Origin of the sequence: Candidatus Brocadia sapporoensis (assembly GCF_001753675.2) — a bacterium.
Classification (GTDB): domain Bacteria; phylum Planctomycetota; class Brocadiia; order Brocadiales; family Brocadiaceae; genus Brocadia; species Brocadia sapporoensis.
The window spans coordinates 1-21,070 of the sequence record NZ_MJUW02000074.1; the positions used below are offsets into that span (position 1 = coordinate 1).

Annotated in this window: 18 protein-coding genes and 1 pseudogene; 5 read left to right on the plus strand and 14 right to left on the minus strand. The window is 41.9% G+C overall.

The annotated features are described in order from the left end of the window. Positions 1–273: 273 nt before the first annotated feature. Positions 274–1,038 carry a dihydroorotate dehydrogenase electron transfer subunit gene (locus tag BIY37_RS06410; protein ID WP_070067014.1) on the minus strand — a complete coding sequence of 255 codons (765 nt, stop codon included), beginning with the start codon at positions 1,036–1,038 and terminating at the stop codon, positions 274–276. After that, positions 1,031–1,951, minus strand: a complete 921-nt coding sequence (locus BIY37_RS06415; protein ID WP_070067015.1) for a dihydroorotate dehydrogenase — start codon at positions 1,949–1,951, stop codon at positions 1,031–1,033. Before BIY37_RS06415 ends, BIY37_RS06410 begins: the two co-directional genes overlap by 8 nt. 213 nt (positions 1,952–2,164) lie before the next feature. On the opposite strand from BIY37_RS06415, the gene BIY37_RS06420 reads away from it, so the two are divergent. After that, complete coding sequence (locus BIY37_RS06420; protein WP_070067016.1) at positions 2,165–3,790, plus strand: hypothetical protein; 1,626 nt, start codon at positions 2,165–2,167, stop codon at positions 3,788–3,790. A 431-nt stretch (positions 3,791–4,221) separates the two neighbouring features. Here the strand turns inward: BIY37_RS06420 and BIY37_RS13440 are convergent, their stop codons facing one another. Further along, a complete protein-coding gene (locus tag BIY37_RS13440; RefSeq protein WP_179129314.1) occupies positions 4,222–4,398 on the minus strand; it encodes a hypothetical protein in 177 nt (58 codons plus the stop codon). Between the two features lie 437 nt (positions 4,399–4,835). Here BIY37_RS13440 and BIY37_RS06430 point away from each other — a divergent pair, with 437 nt between their 5' ends. Both BIY37_RS06430 and BIY37_RS06435 read left to right on the plus strand, forming a co-directional pair. After that, positions 4,836–5,807 (plus strand): transporter, encoded by a 972-nt coding sequence (locus tag BIY37_RS06430; protein ID WP_070067018.1) that lies wholly within the window; start codon positions 4,836–4,838, stop codon positions 5,805–5,807. Between the two features lie 14 nt (positions 5,808–5,821). After that, a complete protein-coding gene (locus BIY37_RS06435) occupies positions 5,822–6,244 on the plus strand; it encodes a YHS domain-containing protein (RefSeq protein ID WP_070067019.1) in 423 nt (140 codons plus the stop codon). Positions 6,245–6,324: 80 nt separating this feature from the next. Here the strand turns inward: BIY37_RS06435 and queC are convergent, their stop codons facing one another. From queC to BIY37_RS06465, 6 genes are all read right to left on the minus strand, one after another. Then, positions 6,325–7,038, minus strand: coding sequence for a 7-cyano-7-deazaguanine synthase QueC (gene queC, locus BIY37_RS06440; RefSeq protein ID WP_070067020.1), 714 nt, complete (start codon positions 7,036–7,038; stop codon positions 6,325–6,327). A gap of 6 nt (positions 7,039–7,044) precedes the next feature. Next, positions 7,045–7,680 carry a radical SAM protein gene (locus tag BIY37_RS06445; RefSeq protein WP_070067021.1) on the minus strand — a complete coding sequence of 212 codons (636 nt, stop codon included), beginning with the start codon at positions 7,678–7,680 and terminating at the stop codon, positions 7,045–7,047. A gap of 515 nt (positions 7,681–8,195) precedes the next feature. Beyond that, positions 8,196–8,375, minus strand: a complete 180-nt coding sequence (locus tag BIY37_RS14340) for a DUF4062 domain-containing protein (RefSeq protein WP_080324899.1) — start codon at positions 8,373–8,375, stop codon at positions 8,196–8,198. 108 nt (positions 8,376–8,483) lie between these two features. Further along, on the minus strand, positions 8,484–8,837 hold the full coding sequence (locus BIY37_RS06455) for a DUF5615 family PIN-like protein (RefSeq protein ID WP_070067022.1): 354 nt from the start codon (positions 8,835–8,837) through the stop codon (positions 8,484–8,486). Continuing rightward, positions 8,834–9,064: a DUF433 domain-containing protein gene (locus BIY37_RS06460; RefSeq protein ID WP_070067023.1), complete on the minus strand. Its 231-nt coding sequence runs from the start codon at positions 9,062–9,064 to the stop codon at positions 8,834–8,836. Before BIY37_RS06460 ends, BIY37_RS06455 begins: the two co-directional genes overlap by 4 nt. A gap of 356 nt (positions 9,065–9,420) precedes the next feature. Continuing rightward, positions 9,421–11,430: an ABC transporter ATP-binding protein gene (locus tag BIY37_RS06465; protein WP_070067024.1), complete on the minus strand. Its 2,010-nt coding sequence runs from the start codon at positions 11,428–11,430 to the stop codon at positions 9,421–9,423. A gap of 224 nt (positions 11,431–11,654) precedes the next feature. On the opposite strand from BIY37_RS06465, the gene BIY37_RS06470 reads away from it, so the two are divergent. Both BIY37_RS06470 and BIY37_RS06475 read left to right on the plus strand, forming a co-directional pair. Continuing rightward, on the plus strand, positions 11,655–11,966 hold the full coding sequence (locus BIY37_RS06470; protein ID WP_070067025.1) for a GGDEF domain-containing protein: 312 nt from the start codon (positions 11,655–11,657) through the stop codon (positions 11,964–11,966). A gap of 247 nt (positions 11,967–12,213) precedes the next feature. Beyond that, positions 12,214–13,998: a DUF1858 domain-containing protein gene (locus BIY37_RS06475; RefSeq protein WP_070067026.1), complete on the plus strand. Its 1,785-nt coding sequence runs from the start codon at positions 12,214–12,216 to the stop codon at positions 13,996–13,998. A gap of 374 nt (positions 13,999–14,372) precedes the next feature. On the opposite strand, the gene BIY37_RS06480 is transcribed toward BIY37_RS06475, so the two are convergent. The 5 genes and pseudogenes from BIY37_RS06480 to BIY37_RS06495 all read right to left on the minus strand — a co-directional run bounded on the left by BIY37_RS06480 (position 14,373) and on the right by BIY37_RS06495 (position 21,066). Next, on the minus strand, positions 14,373–15,572 hold the full coding sequence (locus BIY37_RS06480) for a class I SAM-dependent rRNA methyltransferase (RefSeq protein WP_070067027.1): 1,200 nt from the start codon (positions 15,570–15,572) through the stop codon (positions 14,373–14,375). A gap of 159 nt (positions 15,573–15,731) precedes the next feature. Next, a complete protein-coding gene (locus BIY37_RS06485) occupies positions 15,732–16,754 on the minus strand; it encodes a hemolysin family protein (RefSeq protein ID WP_070067028.1) in 1,023 nt (340 codons plus the stop codon). A gap of 41 nt (positions 16,755–16,795) precedes the next feature. Then, positions 16,796–17,254 (minus strand): PTS sugar transporter subunit IIA, encoded by a 459-nt coding sequence (locus BIY37_RS06490; protein ID WP_070067029.1) that lies wholly within the window; start codon positions 17,252–17,254, stop codon positions 16,796–16,798. A gap of 520 nt (positions 17,255–17,774) precedes the next feature. Continuing rightward, positions 17,775–17,924 (minus strand): annotated as a pseudogene (locus tag BIY37_RS14470) (phosphopentomutase); the annotation flags it as partial. Positions 17,925–18,336: 412 nt separating this feature from the next. Further along, entirely contained in the window at positions 18,337–21,066 is a 2,730-nt protein-coding gene (locus BIY37_RS06495; protein ID WP_070067030.1) for an EAL domain-containing protein, read from the minus strand. Between the last annotated feature and the right edge of the window lie 4 nt (positions 21,067–21,070).

Genomic DNA, 21,070 nt, shown 5'->3' on the forward strand with positions numbered 1-21,070 from the left:
AATAGGGCTGAATTTAGGATGATTGGCGAGGTTTTTTAAACCTCGCTTGTTTTAGGTCTAGAAAAAGGTTCTTTCTGATAAATTATCTGTTTCCAAAAAGAATTTGGGTGTTATTTATGATCCGGAGGCTGCAAATAAGGGGCAGAGTAACTGACCCGTGATTCCTGAATTTCCTGGATTCATGCTAAAAATATGCGGGAATGACGCTTCGAGGGCTAGGAAACAAGGTATGTAAACAGTTAACCGGACAACGATGGATTACATTATCAACTATCAAATTGTTATCCTTTCCCCGGTTTTTAATATATGTATTCTTCCGAAATCTTCCATCCGGCTTAGTTCTGTTGCTGTAAAAACAGGGCCTTCAATACATACCCGTTGACCACTGCAATCACATTGTCCGCAGACGCCAAAACCGCATTTCATATAGCGATCCAAAGACGCTTCGCAATCAATCCCACGATTTTTGCATAATTCAACCACCTGATACATCATCTTCTCAGGGCCGCAGGTATAGACCTTATGAAAGGTTCGTGTATTTAACAATTCCCTTAAGAAATCAACGGTGGTCCCCTTAAAACCAAAACTGCCATCATCGGTACACAATTTCATTTCTGGAAAACGAGTTTTATAAATGATTTCGGATGAAGTTCTTGCACCCTGGATAATGGTTATATCTGATAATGCGTCTACAAGAGTTGCCAGAGACGCCATCCCGATTCCACCTCCTACAACACATGCATTTAACTTTGTTTGGGTATGAAATCCTTTGCCGTAAGGGCCACGTATTCCGATACTATCTCCTATTTTTTTAGCGTGAAGCGCTTGAGTAAAGATCCCTCTCTTTAAGACAGAGATGCCTGCGATATCCTTTTGCATATATGATATGGTGAAGGGTTTTTCATCGAGAAGAGGTATCCAGACCATCACAAACTGCCCCGGCATAAAATCCAGAATACGTTTAAAAAAAAGAGTCCTCACGTTTGCGGATTCTTCCAGGATGTCACAAATTTTTACTATACGGGGTTGTTCAATCATGTGCTATGCCTATAATGCTATTAATGTTGTCAAAATTATTCTCTTCCATCCATTGAACCATTTCTTCGCACACCTTTTTAAAAACATCGATACCTCGATAATAGACTCCTGTCCCGATACCCACCGCAGATGCTCCTGCCATCATCATCTCAATCGAATGCCGTCCGGTCGAGACACCGCCCACACCAATGATGGGAATATTTACAGCCTTGTAAAGGTCATACACGCATCGTATGGCAATGGGCCTTAGAGCGTCACCGGTGACGCCGCCCACCTTGAAGTGCAAAATAGGTTTTTGTGCCTCGATATTGATAATCATCCCTGGCCCCATAGAATTCACTGCTGTAATGGCATCGGCGCCGGCATCCTCAGCGGCCTTAGCAACTGTACAGATTTCTGGAATATTGGGGGATAGTTTAACAAATATGGGCAATTTGGTTATTTTTCGTATTTCGGAGGTTATGGCAAATGTTGCTTCTGGGGTGCCCTGACCTGCGAGAAGGCCAAACCCGGGCGTATGTGGACAAGAAAGCGGTATCTCGATCGCTGAAAAATTTGTGTCAGAGAGACCATCGACCACTCGTGCAAAATCTTCTTTCTGTGTACCGATAACGCTAGCAATTACCGGTACGTTTATGACCTGAAGATTTGAAAATTCCCTGGCGGCCGCATCTACGCCAGGATTTGAATAACCCACTGCGTTCAGCATGCCGCCATCGAAAGTAATGACCGTGGGATTCTTATGGCCTTCCCGGGGTTCATTACTAATAGATTTAGTCGTTACAGCGCCCGCACCACTCTCAGCTACTCTCTTTAGTAATGCCCTTGTCGTACCTAAAATACCTGATGCAAGGATCGTGGGATTGCTTAATCGTATGTTACACAAATGAACAGACAAATCTATGCTTGACATGGGAATTGTTGAGAATATAGATATAATTTGTGAGCATTAAAAGTCTAAGGATTTATTATATAGATAAAAAATAAAAATCAAAGGGCAAAAATTATATAAAGATTTTCTATAGTATTGCCGCGAAAAAAGAAAGATCTTGTACAGTAATATTATAATAAGGTGTTGCGTTATTATTTTTGCAAAAGTATACTAAGAAAACCGGAGGATAAAGCAATGTACGATATAACAAAATTTACCTTTGAGGATATGATCCGTTGTGGGGAGGCTTTGCAAAACCTTGAGTTGAAGGCAAAAAATGTTGAAGATCTGGCCAACCTGATAGTCCATTATTTTTACGATAATCTTGTTGATAAAAACACAGGGGAAAAATCCTGCGCACTGGTTCGTTTTTTTATGACGTATCCTTATTCAAGTCTTGATGAAGAATTACACCAATTAACTGACAGGACTTTACATGGACAGTCTGCACCGCAAGAGATGAAATGTTTGATTCTCTTGGCAACTGCAGGTTCGCAACCGGCGTGGAATTCACCGAAGCTTTCGCAGGGACACCGCGTTCTTCCTCTATTGGATGAAAATATGCTGAAGCAAAATCTGATGGTATACGAATTTATTTATCAGATGGGGATAGATGTCTCTCAAGTGCTAAATCCTAATCCAAATCTGGCGCTCGAACTGGAAAACAGGATTTTTAACGTGTATCACGTTCCTGATGCCCAGGGAAGCCCTTACATTCCGGCTCAGGACAAGTTTGTGATTCCTTTCGGAATCAGATCTGCATTGGGATTTGGTGGTATGTTACCTACGGGCAATTTATTTGCGGTGATTATATTTTCTAAAATGAAAATTCCCCACAATACCGCTGATTTATTTAAAAATATAGCTTTGAATGCAAAAATGGCGGTATTACCCTTTGTATCAGAGAAGATCTTTGTTATTGACAAAAGCGACATTACTGAAGAAGAAAGGTTGAGATCTCTGATAACGACACAAACAAGCCTCCTGGAGATGTACAAGAAGGCCGCTATTGAGCGATCCAGGCATCGGGAAAGTGCTTCACTAAATATTGCGATATTTTTAAAGACCGTTACCAAAAAATCATGGTTATATCTTTCTCTGGTATCTGTTTCAGCGCTCTTTTTATTTGTTTTTTATCAGACTCATTTTGAGTTTGCATTGCATCTGGCCGCCATACCCCTTGAAATTATGCTTGGCGCTTTATTGATTGAAAAATTATTGGAAAAGAAGGAAAAGGCAGAGAAGTTGAGGAGGATAATGTATGTGAAGAGTTATTTGTATCGTTCGAAACTGCGCAACCTTTTTCTTACCTACTTTAATGCACTTAAATTCCCCGTGATAACGATATCGAAGATCAAAAATGCAAGTACAGAAGAATTAAGGCAAATGCGTAATGACGCCAACCATCTTGAGTATCAGTCATTGGAAGAAATGGAACATGTCATTATGGAGTACATCCAGGCCTATCAGGTATTCTATGACTTTATGGAGCGGGCAATTATTCACGACGTCGATTCAGGTTTTGATGACATGGTTTATGTTTTGCATTTCATCGAGGATGTCAAATTATTTAAACAAACCAACCCGGATAAACCCTTTATTTATGAAGCACAAAAACAACGTTTATTAATGAAAAAGGTGAAAAAGATTTTTAGTGATGGTATCATAAAATTTATGGATTATATGATTGAATTAAAAGAAAAAAATCCACACATATTTTATGATCTTTTAACGGACTATGAGTTGTCATCGCAGAGAAACACAATTGTCAGTGAACAGAAAGAGTCCGGAAATGTTCCCGACAGAATGTCGGAAGGATAAAAAGGTAAGTGCCAGAATTATCTGAGGTTTGGGTGCAACAAAATTACGGTTCATCTTCCCGTTAGTGTAACGTTTTACAAAAATGTTTCCATATGTTATTGTCATTGCGAGCGACAGCGAAGCAACCTTTCGGCTTTTGTAAACAACAGATTGTTTCGTCGCGCCACTCTGCGCAATGACATTTGCTTGCGCATAGGTTTTTTGTGAAACGGTATGCTATCCAAAGAGAGAGAAATAAATGCATTTTTCATATTTGTCTTGCCGAATTCTATACGTATTGATGGTATTTTTAGAGTCATTTTACTACAGTTTTTGATGGATGCAAATATAAGAGAAAAACAATATCCCGATATAAAAAATTTTCATTTTGCCTGTACATGATGAAAAATATGTTTACCTATACTCAAATTTTGTTGGTTGTATGCATGACGTTATGCAACGGTGGTATTGCAGTATGCTTTCCGGGGAAGTCCGAAGAATTCCCTTGTAAAGGGCACCAATGTGGCTGTAGATCGGAATCCGATTGCAGGGCGCATTGCTGTTGTAAACTCAACAAAGACCTGGTTAAGTTCCAGGATAATGTTCATGGCCGGAAAAATGGCCTTCATGTAGTCATAAGCGGTGTAAATTGCAAATATGGAGATAGTCCACTGAAAGGTATAATCTTCACCGTGAAATATATATTAGAGGTCAAGGTTCAGTCAGAAAAAGAATTTTTCCTGTGTTTCTTTTCCCATGACACTTCAATCCGCATTCCTGAAATGAGCGTATCTCCCCCAGAAAAACCGCCCAGAGACTTCACATAAAAAGCACTTCCTATTCACATAAATAAGGCATTCAGCGACTTCCCCGCTGTTTCCTCTTAGTTTACGGGGGGATTGTGTGAGGCATTGTAATTCCTGTACGAAAATTTGGTATCAGCACAAAATATGGAGGCGTTTTTACCCGAATCCTGTATAAAAAAGTATTACAGGTTTTGTTACGAATAATGAAAGGGTTTGAATGACGCCAGGCTGTACTAGAACCATTTAATCGGGATAAAAACATGCGAACAAGGTATCTTCGTTCTAAGTATCTATTTTCATTATTAATCCTCTTTCTGCTAGTTTTCATAAAGTGTAGCGAGGCGAATCATGGTGCCGGAACCAGTGGGACAGCTATTACAATACCTGCCATCACTTTAAAAAGCGGCGTCTTTTCATTGGGTTTACGAACAGAATTTACCGAGTTCGAAGGAATCTCTGATTCAAAATTACTTGAAAAAGCAGTAAAAGGCGGCTCCTTTGACGCCGTTGACAGGACGCTCTTATCTACCATGGATGTTGGGTATGGAGTCACTGATGACCTGACCGTTGGACTTACCACAGGCTGGTTTGAATCGGCCAACTTCCGTGAATCCGAACTGGAAGACGACGAAGTTAATATTTTTCATGCTAATCCCGATGGGCTTACTGATCTCTGGCTTTCGTGCAAGTACCGTTTCATGCGGGGGCCTCAGGGGCATTATGCTGTTTTGGCCGGCGTTAAATTTCCCACTGGCGTCGATGACAAAAAGAATAATGCAGGTGAAAAACTGGAGGCCGTAGAACAGCCGGGAAGTGGTTCTTATGATTTTACAACTGCTTTTGCATATTCACGTTGGTTTACAAGAGATTGGACTATGGATACAAGTATCCAATACATTTATCGCACAGAAGGATCAGGAGATTTCAAAGTGGGCGATCGTATAGACTGGAGCCTTGCAACGACATATCAGGTCATCCCAAAAAATAAATATCCGAACTTTGCGCCTGTTGGAGAAATCAATACGAGATATCTTTTCCGGGACAAGCAAAACGGAAAAGACGAGCATAATAGTGGAGGCACCATCGTCTTCCTTTCGCCCGGAGTGCGTGCAGGGATTACCCCTCATTTGGGGTTCGGTGCTTCGATTTTATTCCCCGTATTTCAAAACCTGCTTGGGGAACAGCAAGAGACAGATTTTAAGGTGGTTGCAGGTGTCAGTTATAGTTTTTAGCCAAGGAGTAAAACATGGTAAATAGATACTTTCTGGTAGCGGTTATCTTTTTGTTTGTGATTACCGGATGTGCAGGTCCTGTTACTTCATCCAAAAAAGGAAAGCCACGGGTTGTCGACCCCGTTTGTGCATATTTTTCTGACATGGGGTGTGTAAATATTGAGGTTTGCGAGAATACGCCTAAATCAATGTATGAGGGAGTAACGTATTATTTTTGCAGTAGTGAATGTAAAACGGACTTTGATAAAAATCCGTTAAAATATCTTAAGATGGCTTCTTCTCCTAAGGGAGCAAGAGATCCTGTATGTCACATAGGGATCGATGAACTGGAAAGATTTGTCCCCAGTGTGTATCTGAACAAAGTCTATTACTTTTGCTCTGATTATTGTATGGCCAAGTTTTTGACAAATCCGGATTATTACATGGAAAAAGAATAAAGAATTATTTCCTGCTTTTCATGTCTTACGCGCTAACCTTTAAAAGCATAACCAGTACCATACAGATTAAATAAAGACCATTAGCCGTAAGAATCGCCTTCATTGTCGATAACTGGTTTTGGTTTATCATAGGGAATCGGGTCTTTGACCCCAGCCTCCTGAAAGGCTTTTAGACGCAAGAAACAACTGTGGCATAGACCGCACGCCTTTTCAGTGTTTTGGTAACATGACCAGCTCAGGTTGAGTGGCGCTTCCAAAGAAATACCTATTTTGATAATCTCCGATTTCTTCATGTGTATTAGGGGCGTTTCCACCTCTAGAGAGGTGGTTGGCTTTGTACCCACCTTGATAAGATTATTAATTGCCTCGTAATAGGCTGGTTTGCAATCGGGATAGCCCGGGCTGTCCTGTTCCACGGCGCCAATAAATATTTTCCTCGCACCGATAACTTCACCCCAGGAAACAGCAATGGCCAGGAGGTGTGTGTTTCGGAAGGGAACATAGGACGTGGGAATTTCTTCGGTATTTGCCTGCGCATCCGGTACGCTCATACTACGATCTGTCAGGCTTGATCCCCCGATCTTACTCAGGTAATCGATGTTTGATATAAGAATTTTCTCCTTCGGTACGTTGTAAAACGATGCTATGTCATGAAAGGCCTTTAGCTCCCTCGACTCCGTACGCTGTCCGTAGTTCACGTGCAAGAGTGCAAGTTCATACTGCGTATGCGCAATAGCTGCCGTCACGCAGCTATCCATACCGCCGCTGACTAGCACGATCGCTAAATCTTTCATGTAATGTTAAACTCCTCGTGTTTGAGGGTCCCAGATATATTTATGAAGTTGCAGTTGAAATCGCACGGGAAGATTGTCTTCTAAAATCCACTGGACAACAGTTCTTGGTGGTAAAGCGTTAAAAACGGTTCCTATCAACACCTGTGCAACTTCTGATAAACGATACTCCGCTATCACGTTTTTTGCCCATTCGTAATCATTACGTGAATGCAAGACGAATTTTACTTCGTCTCTTTTCGTTAAATACCGGACATTCTGCCAGTGCATTAAATGACTCGTCCCACTGTCCGGGCACTTAATATCCATAATTTTTATGGCCTTTTGCGGAATCATACGGATATCATAGCTGCCATTGGTTTCAACGAGAATCGTATAATTTATGCTGAGCAACTCTTCAATCAAGGATGGTGTATCCTTATCCGACAGAGGTTCGCCTCCGGTTATGCAGGCTAATTTCGTTTTGAATTCGGCAACATGCTCAAGGATGGAGCCGATGGGCATCTCCGTTCCTTCTTCATAGGCGTAGGTAGTATCGCAGTAACTGCACCGTATATTGCATCCCGTGATGCGTATGAAGGTACACGGCAGGCCGGCATACGATGTCTCACCCTGAATGCTTTTAAAGATCTCATTTATTTTCATATGCAGTTAATTCTATTAGATTTTTCATGCTTCTCAAGTGCTATGTCATTTTTTAACTTTTGTATGGCGACACAGTTATTCAAAATTATCGATGATGTGTCAGAAACAGCAATACCTATGCGCTTGAACCTAACGCGGCACAGATGCAAACAAGTCTCCTTAACAAAAGGGGTGCTGGGGGGTTGTAAAAGAACTTATAAATTTGTATTAAAAGGATTAATAAAATATTTTAATCCTTTGTGATAATTGCATAATAAGGAGAAATTATGAAGCGATTCAGAGACGTTATCATTCTTTTACGTTGCGGCAGGCACGATGAATATTTTTAAACCCTTCAGCCATTTCAAATATCTATTTTGTTCATTATTTTAATGTGTCAAGTGATATTGGAATGTTTGACACCATTCATCCCGTATATTTATCCGCTGTATAGTTGCCTTTTTGGTGGTGTATCAGGAGCAACAATTACCATGTGTTAGAACCTAATGAATGCCAAACTGCTGTGAAGGAGAAAACTACGTGCTATGATAATAACTTTGAAGAGGCGATAACTTATGATTTGAGATGCGACCCTGTTTCCCCTCCATACCGGCCGGGATGCAATCGACACGAAGCAGTGTGCGCATTGCAGCTTGGCGCTCCTCGGTTAAATCTTCGTAAGTTGAGCTGACAAAAACCTGATAGCGTTTCTTCATTGTTCCGGTTATGTAAATTCGTTTAGCCTTCTAACACCCGGCATCGGCGGTTCGGTACGATGTGTAAGCGAGTACCGAATCCGCTGCATGCGATTGTTAGGCAGGCCTCTATGAATGAAAAACTACACTCATTTGATTAATTTCAATAAAATTAAAGACCTTAAAGCCTTCTGCAATTTTATCAATGTTAGCCACAAACAACGCTATTAGCTCGGTGTTACGAATATTGCCGGTTGAAATCAATAACAATTTCCACGGCTGTTGCTTGACTACATACGAGTCAACAAAATCGGAATCTTTCGTTATCACTACTCGCTGTTCCTTGATCGAAAGTTCATTGATAACCCTGTCTGGAGTACGATTACCCAGCGCAAGATCAAGCGTATGGATAGCATCAAATCCTGCCTTCCGCAATAAAACCACCAATCGCCGTGGAAGTTGAGCATCAACAAGAAATTTCATACCAATACAGGCTCTATACGTTTTATTTGGCTGAGTCGGGCAGCAAACCCCAGCACGGCTAAAATGTCTTCACGCTCAAGGTCTTGGTAGTCGGCAAGAATCTCATCAATGGTCATTCCAGAACTAAGCAGTTCCAGAATTGTTTCTACAGGATAACGTAATCCACGAATGCTTGGTTTTCCATGACAAATTTCGGGGTCAATGGTGATACGTTCTGCTAAATTCATTATTTTTCTCCAGTGACAGAATCATATTATATTTCCCATATCAACCATCTTGCAGTATTCATAAGTGACTAAAAGTCCCCTTGTTTTACGGCTATTTGGGCATATAATAAGGTTTATGAACATTTTTCCGGTAATATACTTAAAGTACCAAACCATTGCAATAAAATTGTTTCCATAACAAAAAGGAACTCTTATGCCAAAAACAAAATTACTTGATCAGGCACGTGATGCAATTTGAGTAAAGCACGATAGCAGGAGAACAGAAGAATCGTATATTTATTGGATTAAAGAAACACTCTTACAAAAAGCGGTAAAAGCTGCGATCCGTGCTGCAGGAATTAATAAACCCGCACGTCTTATGACCACTTCGGGGGTTGCGGTGCCTCATTCAAATCGATAGCAGGTTCTTGTATTATCGCCGCGGCCTCAGCTTTTTCTCTTTCTGCTTCTGTCTCTTCTTGCTTCAGCTTTTCCTGGGTATTAAACTGCATCTCAAAGAGTTTTTTGTAGAGTCCTCCATGCGAAATTAGTTCATGATGGAGTCCCGTTTCCATGATCCGTCCCTTCTCCAGCACCACGATTAGATCGGCATGGAGTATGGTTGACAGTCGGTGTGCAATGACGAAGGTGGTCCGGTTTTTTACCAGACGGTAGATGGCATTCTGAATGAGTTGTTCGGTCTCTGTATCAACCGACGCTGTAGCCTCATCCAGGATGAGGATCCTGGGATTGGCAAGGATAGCGCGGGCGATGGCGATGCGCTGTTTCTGTCCGCCGGAAAGTTTTACCCCGCGTTCGCCAATCAGAGAATCATATTGCTTTGGCAGCCCGCAGATAAAGTCGTGTGCATTGGCGGCACGAGCGGCCTCTTCTATTTCTTTGTCCGCTGCACCAGGCCGGGCATAGGCGATGTTTGCCTTTACGGTGTTGTTAAACAAAAAAGGCTCCTGGAGCACCATGGCCATTTGTCGACGCAGGGAATGGAGTTTGACGTCCTTTATGTTATGTCCATCAATGAAAATTCCTCCTTTCGTGGGATCATAAAATCGGGGGATAAGTTTTGTCAGAGTGGTCTTGCCGCTGCCACTGGGACCCACAAAGGCAATCATCTGGCCCGGATGTGCAATGAGGTTGATGTCCGTCAGGACTTCGATGTCCTGGCTATACGCGAAGTGAATGTGCCTGAATTCTACCATACCCTGCACGGGCGGCAGATCTACCGCATGGGGGGCGTCTTTCAAATCACACGGTGTATCCAGGACATCGAAGATACGTTCAGTGGATGCGATGGCGCGCTGCACCTGGTTGTAAAAACGGGTCAGGCTGGTAATCGGACTGTACATCATCTGGAGATAGGGAAAGAATATGACGAAGGTACCTGCGGACAGTTGCCCCTGGAGCACCTTATATCCTCCCAGGCAGATGACGACGACCGCTCCCGTTTCAGTTATCAGGTCAACAATGGGCCTTAACGCAGAAACGAGTTTCAATATTTGTACATAGAGGCTATAGTTATCGTAGTTTTTACTTTTGAATCGTTCCATCTCCTCCGCTTCTTTCGCAAATCCAGCAATGACCCGTATTCCTGAGATGTTGTCCTGAATGAGGGAGTTGAGTTCTGCCGTTTTATCCCTGAGGGAACGAAAGACCTTTCTGATCCTTTTGCCAAAATTATAGGTGCAGAGGGAGATAAAGGGACAAACACCCAGGGCAATGCTGGTGAGCTGCCAGTCAAGTTTTAGGCAAAAATAGAGTATCCAGCCAAATTTGAATATGTCAGTAATAAAACTGATCACCGGCCCTACAATTGCCTGCTCCAGGGAATTCACGTCATTCATGAGACGGCTCATAATATCGCCGGTCTTGGTATTCTCAAAATATTGTAAGGGAAATCGCTGGATATGGTCATAAAGCTGATTCCGCATATCGTAGATTAGCCTTTGGCCGAGCTCTGAAGTAAGGAATCCATGGGCCAGCGAAATACCGCTGTGAAAGATATGCATAACGATGAAACTTACGGCGAGAAAGGCGAGAGTAATAATGGTGGCATTATAACTTTCAAACCAATCCTTATGAACATAGTGAGATGCCCGTAGCAGGGGCTTTGAAAGCGGAATAGGATTCTTTTGCCCGTGAAGGATATTTTTATCGTGTGAGTTCTCTTCAGATGAGTTGTTCGGTGTTTTTATTAAGGTATCGGCTATCCGGATTTCATCCACCGCAATGCCCAATATCTGGGTTGGCAAAACAGCAATGTACGCGCTTACTGCTGAAAGGGTGAGAATGATTGCCGATTTGTACCAATACGGTTTCAGATAACCGAGGAGTCTGATATAGGTGTTTCCTGAAGCGGCGTCTTTTTTCATGAATGCCTATTATAAATGAAAAGAATATCTTTTCAAAAAATTAAATTATTAGTGTGTCAGGCCAAGCATGCAACAACCAGTTGGGCGAAAAGCCAGCCTGGCAAAGTTAGCTAACCGCCAGTACCGAGTCTTGCGCTCATTCGGTATAGACACGGGTGAAACGTAGGCAGGGAAACGGCATACCGTAACAGCAAGGGTGAAGGTGTTGTGCTCTGAAAATAGTTATGCCATGGAGAAAGCCGGCGTGGTTAATAAATAACACGGAAGGTGGCGACGAAGCGCTGGAGGTGGTTTCGGTAGTCCTGAATGCCAATATGCGCGGAGCTGACAGATTATACCAGTATGGCGGCGAAGGATTTCGGGCCATTCTGCCCCAGACCGGTATTGACGGGGCAAGAATAGTAGCTACAAAGATGGTTGAAAGGATCAGGGATGCGGATTTTCAGCGCAGCAAGAGCCCTTGTCAGGTAATTACCCTGAGCGCCGGTGCCTGCAGTTTCTGCCACAGCGATGACGTCACCTCCGGAAAGATATGATAAAAATGGCTGATATCAGACTTTGTAGGGCAAAAGAAGCCATGAGAAAATGTGTCGTGTTTGAAGACTGAAGAATGAATCTGTAAATACCTGCCTATAGAGAATGTCGTTGACACCCCTTTGCATGTCTGATATATTGCTTATTTAACAATTGTTACATTTTATTACGACATCCTGCGTAGAATACAAAATCTTCTGTTTGATATAAGCGTACAATACTTCATAAGAAATAAAAGGAACCTCGTCTATGAAAAGGATACGGCAAGAAAACACTGTTAAAGAAATTATAGAAAACTTTCCTGTAACCCGACGTATCTTTGAGACCTATGGAATCATGTGTGGCGGCAATATCCTTCCTGACAAACCTCTGTCATTTTTCGCCAAAATGCACAATATTAGCCCTGACAAATTGATCGACGACATTCAAAAAATTATCGATGGGGCGATTGATTCAAACAGTGACATGGCAATTACAAAACCGCAGACCGAGCATGTTTACGAGATCTTTGTAAAGACCGCAATACTCATTGTGCTTTCCACAGGGTGTCTGTACGGGGCTTCATTATTAGCCTATATGGCATTCCGGAATTCCATGACCTCTGTCTCCTGGATACTGCTCGAAACACATGGCGATACCCAGGTATACGGATGGGTTGGCTTATTCATCATGGGGATATCATATTTTGCCTTACCTAAATTTTGGAACACCATGCTCTACAGCACGCCGCTGGCTTATAAATCTTTTTTCCTGATAATCGCCGGCATGTTACTTTCCTTTGTCTTTAAAACGCTTTCATATTATTTTGGATTCTTCTTCTTTAAGGTGCTTGTCTTGTTTGGCTGTACCCTTCAGGCTACATCGATAACGCTTTTTATCTATAATATTTGCAGGACGTATATCTCAGCAGAAAAGCAGAAATATGAACCGTACGAATGGTTTTTTCTATCCAGCTATCTTTGGTTTATCTTTCAGACTATCGCTTTTATCATTTTGTACTTTCATTTTACTGTTGTGCAAAATACTGATATCCCTGATGCTTTTAAAAACCCCATCCGGCACATCCAGATTATGGGATTTGCCTGCATGGTTATCATCGGAATATTCACCAAGACCCTGCCAATTTTTCTGGGGATACAGGAGCCAAACCAGAAAGTCAGCGGCTATGTTTTGCATATTCTGAATATCTCAATTGCGTTACGAACGTTCTCTGGGTTTTATAAAGAATATACCAGCAACCTTCATGGTTTTTTTACTGCGATATTTTGCATTGCGGGCATCCTCGAGACCGTTGGGATATTTTTATTTATTTATAATCTGAATTTATTTAACAGAAGAAAAACGGTCAAAAACCCAACCAACTTACCTACCGGATTCAGAAAATATATCAGAGTTGCCCTCGTTTGGCTGTTTATTTCAGAAAGCGCTTTCTTAATTTTTACGATCTATGAAAGTCTTTCAGGAGAACAGGTTTCCCATGCCTTATTTGGTGCGTATCGACACGCAATTTTTGTTGGCTTTATCAGTATGATGATCCTTGGCTGTGCATCCAAGATGATTCCTTTAAGCAAGGGTGTAAAATTATGCAGTACGAGACTTCTTACTATGACTTTTATATTTATCAACGTCGGATGTGTATGCAGGGTTGTGGCGCAACCACTCGCTTCGCACTTTTATCCTTCGTTATATCCGATCATGGGAATCAGCGGTTTTCTTGAATACGCAGCCATGTTTTTCTTTGGAATAAACACCTGGAAGACCATGCGGCTGAATGTGGAAGAAGAGACCACAGAACACATTGAAGTTGCAACTGCCAATACCAATGTTTATCAACTTATCAAGCAATATCCGCAGACCCTGGATATTTTATTAGACTTTGGATTCAAACAATTGAAAAATCCTCTCCTCAGAAATACCCTTGCCAGGACGATCAGCTTGGGACAAGCGGTGCAGATCAACCCCGTTAACCTTGAAGAATTACTAAAAGCATTGAATAATGCGATAAAGACATGTATTAAGGTTAAGGTAGCTTAAAGGAACAATCATGGGGCTTTGCAGAGCACACACGCTTATTACCATATATTCCTATAGGAAATTCACCCAAAAGAACCATCGTTCTGATAATTACAGTCAGGAGACATTTGGATCTCGATCCTGTAATCTGAATATATTGAGCTTCGCGAGCCAAACCAGCTTCCTAACTTGATTGTATAGGATACTCATCTTGTTTAAGCCGGTTACAGAGAGGCGCTGACAAACTTTGTTTGTCTGTGTGATATATTCCAAATCCGTGTATATATTCAAACAACATGGACAAACAAGGTTGTCCATGCCACCCGGTAACCGAAGACATCACCTGATCAATAAAATTCTCGACACAGACCTGCTTAAAATACGTTAGATATTGATTATTTATTACGTTCCTTTTTTACATAGGGATATACCCTTGCAAAGACGGCTTTGAGATACCGGCCTTCAGGAAAGATCGCTGAAAAGGGGTGATCCGGCGAGGCGCCGGTAATCTGGAAGATTTGTAGCACAACTCCAGCCTCAGCAGATGAACGGGTCAGGATGGAAAGAAAATCCCTTTCCGATACGAGACCTGAACAAGAGCAGGTAAGCAGGATACCGCCTGGCTTAATGATTTGCATGCCAAGCCTGTTGACGTCTCCGTATGTCCGATGTGCCCGTTTGATCTCTTCGGTGCATCCGGCAAGTTTGGCTGGATCGAGAATGACGACATCCGTTTGCACACCTTTACTGATCATGTCGCGCAAATGGTCGAATACGTTTATGTGTTGAAATCGTACCTCTACAGAATTAAGCCGTGCATTTTCCTGCGCTGTATCCAGCGCTTTTTCGTCCAGGTCTATTCCCGTAGCCGACTTTGCACCTGCCAGCATTGCAGAAATAGCAAAACCACCCGTATAACAAAAGCAATCGAGCACGTCTCTACCCCGGCAATACTGTGACAGGACGAAGCGATTCTCGCGCTGATCAAGAAAAAAGCCTGTCTTGTGACCTGTTTTCAGGTTTACCATCATTCTTAAATTATGTTCCTTAATTTCTACAGTTTCTGTACCGGCGTAAGCGCTGGCAATCTTTGAAAAATTCATCCCTTCCTTAACGGCAATTCGTTCGTCCGGGCGCACGACAATCCGGCTGCCGGGATAGAGGTGTTGCAAGGAGGATACGATCCATTCCATAATGCTGATATAGCCGGCGGAGTATGGTTCCACGACGAATATATCGGCAAATTTGTCGATAATCAAGCCCGAAAGGCCATCGGCCTCTCCGTGGACCAACCGATAGCAGTTAGATGTCCTGTGGATCCCCAGAATTTCTTCACGAAGTATCTTTGCCTGTTCAAGTTTTCTTAAGAAGAACCCACGGTCAAGCATTTCAGTGGTATCCTCAGTTAACAAACGAATGCCGATATTACTTTTGTTATTATAGATACCTCTGCCAATGAAGCGTCCTTCTTTGGAAAGCACCTCTACCAGACTGCCTGGCTGCAAACGTTGCTGAGGATGACGGATCATCCGGCTGAATATCCAGGGATGGAGCGAGTTTCTTTTGGCTTTTAACGAGATTACCGGCAATTCCATTGTATAAAAGAGATGAATTGTTTGATTGGATGTTTCCTCACGGATTGTGAGTGCTGCAATAAATTTGTCTCATCAACTTGGATATGAAGCAAGTGTTTATTGTAAGACGCCCCTCCAGGAGCATTTTAGTTGATCGTCGGAAAGATAATATTTATATTTTTATTCTTCCGGAATAGTCTTTTCTTTCAATTCGCCAAAAATAACCCTCAGGATATCCTTAATCTCAAGCAAACCGATAACGTTGCCCTGAGCATTTCTGACAATAGCAATATGCAACCCCTGTTGCTGGAATTCTGTAAATATAGTACTGATCTTTTTACTTTCAGAGACAAAATAAGGTTCCATGATAAGGTCTTCCAGAATAAAAAGCGGATTATTTGCGATCATATTAATAATTGCTTTTACATGGACAATTCCAATAATCGTATCCAAACTACGCCGGTACACCGGATATCGTGTATGCCCCTCTTCTGTGATAATCCTCAGAATATCTTCGCGTGTCATATCTGTATGAATAGCAATAATCCGGTGTCTGGGCACCATTACCTCTTTAGCGAGTTTATCACTAAATTCGAATATTTTATGCAATAACTTGTGCTCACCGTCGACGAGAGTACCTGTTTCTCCGCTTTCCTTGATGATATGCTTTACCTCTTCACGACTAAATATGGTTTTTTTGTATTCAATTTTTAAACCAAACAGGTTAAAAAAAAGATACGTAATATAAGTAATTAAGGTAACAGAGGGTGATAATATCCATCGTACCCATTCGTAGGGCTTGACTATTAATAAGGATAGGCGTTCTGGAAATTGGGTTGCCAGTACTTTTGGAAAAGTTTCTGCAAATAAAAGGAGAATGAATGCAACGATAAACGGCGCCAGGATTACTCCCCATTCCTGCAAAAAGTATATCGCAACGGTTGTCCCTATGGTTGATACCGTCGTGTTGACAATATTATTTCCGGTAAGAAGGGTGCTGAGAAGTTTGTCTGGTTCATTGATAATGTTAAAAATCGAGACGGCTCTTTTGTTCTTTTGTTTGATAAGGTAATCCAGTCGTACCTTGTTTAGAGAGAAAAGGGACGTTTCAGTGAGAGAGAAAAAAGCAGATACAAAGAGGAGCAGAAAAAAGAGTATGAGCATAATAATTATCGTTAGAGACGAAAAATGTATTGGATTCATATCGACAACTCCTTTTTTCCTGCTTCTTTCATGATGGAACGTTATCTCTTTTCATTTTCCATGATAAGATTCATGATCTCTTCCGGAGACGTGGAAGTAATTACTTTTTGTTTAAAGGATTCATCGATGAAAAGACGTGCTACCCGGCTTAAAAGGCCAAGATATCTGTTATCGAATCGCTCTTTTGCCGCAATTAAAAAAATTATGTGAACAGGTTTCATGTCGATGGCATTGAATTCAATTCCCTGTTGTGAAATTGCCAGACACCCCACAATGTCTGTTATACCGGAAGTCTGCGCGTGGGGGATTCCAATCCCACCCCCAATACCCGTGCTCCTTATTTTTTCCCGATCAATTACCCTCTTTAGAATATCAGCTTCGTTTACAACCTTTTCCGAAGTTCCAGCCACATGTACCATTTTTTTCAGAATATCGTCTCTCCCCTCTCCGGTGATGTTAATAATGATCCGTTCTTTGGTAAGAATATCTGATGGATTCATATTTGCTCTTTCACCAAAGTATTTCATGTACTTCAAAGTTTATAGCACTACAACGAAATTCAGGCACGATCATGTGACACATAAACGATCCATGATAATTACGAAACGGCGCTTTCGAGAAAAAATATTTCTTTTTGATACATTGTAATTTATCGTTGTAAAAAATCAATGTATTAAATCCTCCCGTCTTCGCTGAATCATGATGGGCCGGGGAGAGACTCATTTTTAAACAGTTCCCTGTAAAAGCTCTGACCACACCGTAATTTTCGAAGGCCTAATTTTTTCGTTATTGTCGCCGCCGTATCAGGGAAGGATTGGCGAGTACTCAGGGATTTAGGATGACGTAACTCCTTTGTGTTCTTACCAAGGTCGGTTATGTAGAATCCGTTTTGATGTGCGCAAGTTACACCGTATGTGATGGTGGTGGCAGTGAACAATCTTTAAACCGTTTTATACCACAAAAGGGCGCGCAACGACTCTCTTTGCAGCATGCTTCCGGTCAGGATCACCACCCTGTTTCGCACATCTTATATAATTCTGTAACCGGTATTACATCTTCGCATGCGGCAATCTGAAAGATACTATCTGCTGAGGTGTAAACGATAGGGAATCCCATCTGCATATGCTTTGTTCCCAAATCCTGAATGATTTCTGTTTCTGAAGCAAGTTTAAAGCCTAAAATGGGGTTGTCAATTTTTTTTCATGAGGATGTCGATGGCTTCTTTTGAGAAGTTATCCGGATAGACGTCAAATGGTTGCGGCGTCATAATTCTCATAATCTCCCAGTGGCCACACGCTGTATCGCTTCCTTTTAAAGCTTCTCATATTTTATCATAAAAACCCGAGGGAACAACCGAAGTGGATACGCCCTGAAAGGGTGCGATTTTCTCCGGGCCTAAATTTTCCAGATGAGACAATTCCAGTCTTTCTGCCGCCTTCGTCACCGAATAAATTAGCGTCAGGCATTGTGCTAATATCTGTACTGTTAAACACCATGATAACTACCCGTCTTATTCGATGATATGATCTTTTCTTGTTTGAAAACGATTACATATTCCTTTTTACGTTACATAACTGCGAATTCACACAATCTTTTTGAGAAGCCCTTCCTCGTTTCTTACAGCAGTATGCTGGTTCCATTCTCTTTTTTTTCCGGTTAATAACATTGACATTTTTCTATGCCAGCTATCGACGCATATTTTATCATACCACAGCATTTTCTCAATTACCTCTGCTGATAAAGGTTGAGAAAACAAATTTCCCTGAAATTCGTCGCATTCAAGTTGTTTCAGAATTGCAATCTGATCCTTATTCTCAACTCCTTCTGCAATAACTTTAAAATGTAAGCCTTGCGCCAGGGCAACAATGGAAGATACAATAATTTTGTCCTTTTGATTGTTTACAATATCGCTGATAAAATGAGGACTGATTTTGAGTTTATCAACAGGAAACATTTTGAGATAACTTAGCGAAGAAAAACCGGTGCCGAAATCATCGATAGCAATTTGGATGTTCAAATTGCTCATTTCCTTTAACTTGTTAATGGTGGTTTCTATATCTTGCATAGCAATCCCTTCGGTAATTTCCAGCCCCAAAAACTGTGGATCCAACGTTGTTTCTTTTAGGATCGAGGTAATAATATCCGTAATATTCCGTTGATGAAACGTGTGCGCAGAAAGATTTACTGCTATACACCCGGGCTGAAATCCTGCATCCTGCCAGGCCTTGTTTTGTGTGCATACCGTTCGCAATACCCATTCGTCTATAGAGACAATCAGTCTGATATCTTCTGCCAGGGAAAGAAATTCTTCAGGTAAAATTAACCCGCGTTGCTGGTGTTGCCAACGCACCAACGCCTCCATGCCAGTAATCTGACCTGTGATAACATTCACAAAGGGTTGGTAGTGAACAACAAATTCGTTACGATCCAGGGCACGACGGATATCCCTTTCCAGGATCATCTTTTTCAGCGATTCGGCATGCATGGTTGATGTATAGAACTGATAATTATTTTTCCCCTGTTCCTTGGCGTAATACATGGCAGCATCAGCGTTTTTCAGCAAAACCTCCGCATCTTTCCCGTCTTTGGGATAGAGGACTATTCCGAGACTGGCAGTAATATAGAGTTCATGCTCGTCGATCGTCCAGGGTTTTTTGAGGACTTCAATGATTTTATATGCGATGGTATTCACATCCTCCTCATTGGTAATTCCTGGCAGTAACAAAGCGAACTCGTCGCCGCCAAGGCGTGCAATCGTATCGTCCTCACGCATACAATTTACTAATCTGTCAGCAACGCCACGGAGCAACTGATCGCCAACGGTATGCCCCAGGGTATCGTTAATGATCTTGAATCTGTCCAAATCCATGAACACGATGGCAAGCATCTCCTTTGTCCGATGGGCATGCGCTAAAGCCAGATTAAGACGATCGGTGAATAACATCCGGTTTGGCAGATTGGTAAGTGCATCGTGAAAAGCCAAATATCTGATTTTTTCTTCTGTCTGCTTCCGATCGGTGACATCCCGAAAAATTCCCATAAGATAGATTTTTTCAGAAAAAGCTATGAGCGACGTGCTGATGTCAGCGTAAAAAACACTGCCGTCCTTTCTTTTCACAGGTATATCAGTAGCTTCTATACTCTCTCTCTTCACATGCCTCTCAAAATGTTCCAGAATGTATGGCAAATCTTTCCTGGGATGGATATCCTTAACGGAGATTTCTTTGAGCTCTTTCTGGGTATATCCTAACATCCGGCAAATCTTTTTATTGCCCGTGTAGAATTTTTTGGTTTCAGTATCAATGATGAGTATCCCATCGTTTGCATTGTCGAAAATAGTCCGGAATCTTTTCTCAGATTTCCGTAACTCTTCCTCATCCTGTTTGTGAACTATTCCCAGGGCGATTAAATCCGCTACGGAAGACAACGCCCTGAGAACATAATCAGTAAGAGGTTTGCGTGAAAACATCGCTACAACTCCGATCAGGCGATTTTCCAAAAGCAGGGGATATCCGGCAAAGGCAACCATTCCCTCCCGCCTTGCCCAATCCCGATCACTGAGATGTGGATCATCGACAACAGAGTTTATCAGATGGGGTTTGCGTTCCCGGGCAATAAGACCAATCTTAAATTTGCCAACGGGTATTCGGCCATGTTGACCATCAGTATGGGTGTACATACCTGCGCTGGCTTGCAATTCGAGCATGTCTTCTTCTTCGTTAAGCGTCCAGATACGGGCGAATGCCGCATCGAGATTATTGACTATGGCCTTTGAACAATGGTGGAGAGTCCCATGTAAGGTTTTGCCATGGGTAAGGGCGATACCCACGTCTTTGACAAAGACGGTAAGACGCATTCGTTCTTCGAATATCTTTGCCTGGTGGAGTGCATCATCTTTCTTTTTGAGTTCTGTGATATCGTGCCAGATACTGACAATAACACCGTTATCTCCGTCGGCAACTTGTTCCAGAAAAGATGCATTAACACTAAAATACTTTATCCCCTGTGTTTGAGTTATGTATTTGAACTCAAAATCGCGACAGGCCCCTTCGCGATGAACCGTATTCATCAGTTTCGTCCAATATCCAGACCAATCGGCATTAATTTGCTCTAACCAGTAAAATAAATTCGTATCGAGAACTTTACGATGTTGTAGCCCAAAATGGCTACAAAATGTTTCATTGACTTTAATAATATTATGCATTGCATCAGTGATCATAATACCGTCAGTCGATGCATGCAGCAGATTCTCAAAAAAACTTATCGTTTGCCGGGTAACTTCATCTTTGCCTTTTTTGTGTCCTGCATTCATACAA

Bases quoted from the DNA above. Each gene is read 5' to 3' on its own strand.
- BIY37_RS06410 (WP_070067014.1), bottom strand. From the start codon at position 1,038: ATGATTGAACAACCCCGTATAGTAAAAATTTGTGACATCCTGGAAGAA.
- BIY37_RS06415 (WP_070067015.1), bottom strand. From the start codon at position 1,951: ATGTCAAGCATAGATTTGTCTGTTCATTTGTGTAACATACGATTAAGC.
- BIY37_RS06420 (WP_070067016.1), top strand. From the start codon at position 2,165: ATGTACGATATAACAAAATTTACCTTTGAGGATATGATCCGTTGTGGG.
- BIY37_RS13440 (WP_179129314.1), bottom strand. From the start codon at position 4,398: ATGAAGGCCATTTTTCCGGCCATGAACATTATCCTGGAACTTAACCAG.
- BIY37_RS06430 (WP_070067018.1), top strand. From the start codon at position 4,836: ATGCGAACAAGGTATCTTCGTTCTAAGTATCTATTTTCATTATTAATC.
- BIY37_RS06435 (WP_070067019.1), top strand. From the start codon at position 5,822: ATGGTAAATAGATACTTTCTGGTAGCGGTTATCTTTTTGTTTGTGATT.
- queC (WP_070067020.1), bottom strand. From the start codon at position 7,038: ATGAAAGATTTAGCGATCGTGCTAGTCAGCGGCGGTATGGATAGCTGC.
- BIY37_RS06445 (WP_070067021.1), bottom strand. From the start codon at position 7,680: ATGAAAATAAATGAGATCTTTAAAAGCATTCAGGGTGAGACATCGTAT.
- BIY37_RS14340 (WP_080324899.1), bottom strand. From the start codon at position 8,375: ATGAAGAAACGCTATCAGGTTTTTGTCAGCTCAACTTACGAAGATTTA.
- BIY37_RS06455 (WP_070067022.1), bottom strand. From the start codon at position 8,837: ATGAAATTTCTTGTTGATGCTCAACTTCCACGGCGATTGGTGGTTTTA.
- BIY37_RS06460 (WP_070067023.1), bottom strand. From the start codon at position 9,064: ATGAATTTAGCAGAACGTATCACCATTGACCCCGAAATTTGTCATGGA.
- BIY37_RS06465 (WP_070067024.1), bottom strand. From the start codon at position 11,430: ATGAAAAAAGACGCCGCTTCAGGAAACACCTATATCAGACTCCTCGGT.
- BIY37_RS06470 (WP_070067025.1), top strand. From the start codon at position 11,655: ATGCCATGGAGAAAGCCGGCGTGGTTAATAAATAACACGGAAGGTGGC.
- BIY37_RS06475 (WP_070067026.1), top strand. From the start codon at position 12,214: ATGAAAAGGATACGGCAAGAAAACACTGTTAAAGAAATTATAGAAAAC.
- BIY37_RS06480 (WP_070067027.1), bottom strand. From the start codon at position 15,572: ATGGAATTGCCGGTAATCTCGTTAAAAGCCAAAAGAAACTCGCTCCAT.
- BIY37_RS06485 (WP_070067028.1), bottom strand. From the start codon at position 16,754: ATGAATCCAATACATTTTTCGTCTCTAACGATAATTATTATGCTCATA.
- BIY37_RS06490 (WP_070067029.1), bottom strand. From the start codon at position 17,254: ATGAATCCATCAGATATTCTTACCAAAGAACGGATCATTATTAACATC.
- BIY37_RS06495 (WP_070067030.1), bottom strand. From the start codon at position 21,066: ATGAATGCAGGACACAAAAAAGGCAAAGATGAAGTTACCCGGCAAACG.